This window comes from Nonomuraea sp. NPDC005650, assembly GCF_040605375.1.
Lineage (GTDB): Bacteria > Actinomycetota > Actinomycetes > Streptosporangiales > Streptosporangiaceae > Nonomuraea.
In genome coordinates, this window is the sequence record NZ_JBEXCR010000146.1 from 1 (window position 1) to 1127 (window position 1127).

A 1127-nucleotide genomic window follows, 5' to 3' on the forward strand; every position below is an offset into this window, starting at 1 on the left:
GCGGCCGATTGCGGTGATCCGGTCGGTGACGGACTGCTGGGTGGGGTAATGGCGGCCGCCCAGGCCGCGCTCCAGCCGGGCCAGATCCTCACCGGCCCGCGCCAGCTTCTTGGCCCGGGCGGCCTCGGCCGCCTGAGCGCGGGCGGAGGAGTGCACGAAGATCCTTCGCAGCGTCAGCACCGGGTCCTTCTTGCGCGGCCCGGCCAGCGTCATGACGTCGTCACGCACGTGCCAGACGCCACGCCGCTCGACGGGCTTGCCCTCGTCCCGGGCGGCGACATAGTCCACCCGGGTGGCCGCAGAGATCTTCTGACCGGCCAGGGTCTCGGCGCTGACGTACTGCTTGGAGGCCGGCGCGATGAAGGCCACCTGGCCGGCGAGCATCGCGGCCAGGTTCGCATACGAGACCAGCTTGGAATCACCGATCATGAGCATCTGCTGCGGGCCGGCCAGCTTCTGCAGGGCCTGCATCGCGCCGATGACCTGCCCGACCTCACCGGCCGCGCCGTCATAGGAGCGGTGAAAGACCGGGATCGCGCCGTCACCACTGACCGCGATCCCGGCCTGGAGCTGCTTCAGATCCGGCCGCCGGTCTTTGGGGTGGCCGAAACGCGGGCGCGCGTAGCCGGGCTCGGCATCGTCGTAGTCGCCGTGCAACGAGATCGAGGTCATGTCCCAGTGCAGGCGCGTCACATCGAGGCCGAACGCCTCCACTGCGGCCAGCCCCACCGACCCGGCCAGATGGTCCAGATGCGGGGCGATGGCATCCAGAGCGCGGCCGATGCGGTCATCGTTGAGCAGGCCGGGCTCGACCCCGAACGCCTCGCCCACCGCCCACGCCCGCGCCCACTCCTGCACGTGCACCAGCGGGGCGGGCGAGGTCAGCCGGTTGGCCACCAGCACCTCGATCACCTGTCCATGAGTCAACTCCGCGACATCACGTACCGGGCAGGCCGCATCCACCAACTCCCGGATCCGTAACCGCGCGCAGAACCCGGCGATGACCGGCAACGCTCCGAGCATCTTCTCGACACTGGCCTGGCCCCACTGCGCACGCTGTCTCACCAGCCAGGTCATACCGTGATGACGATCACCACAGCAACCCAGCGATCTTCAAACAACTTCAT

Annotated in this window: 1 protein-coding gene; it reads right to left on the reverse strand. The window is 69.1% G+C overall.

Annotation, left to right across the window (positions count from 1 at the left end):
• The coding region (locus tag ABZS69_RS67085) for an IS1634 family transposase (RefSeq protein WP_355395694.1) at nt 1–1065 on the reverse strand (1065 nt) is incomplete at its 3' end.
• Between the last annotated feature and the right edge of the window lie 62 nt (nt 1066–1127).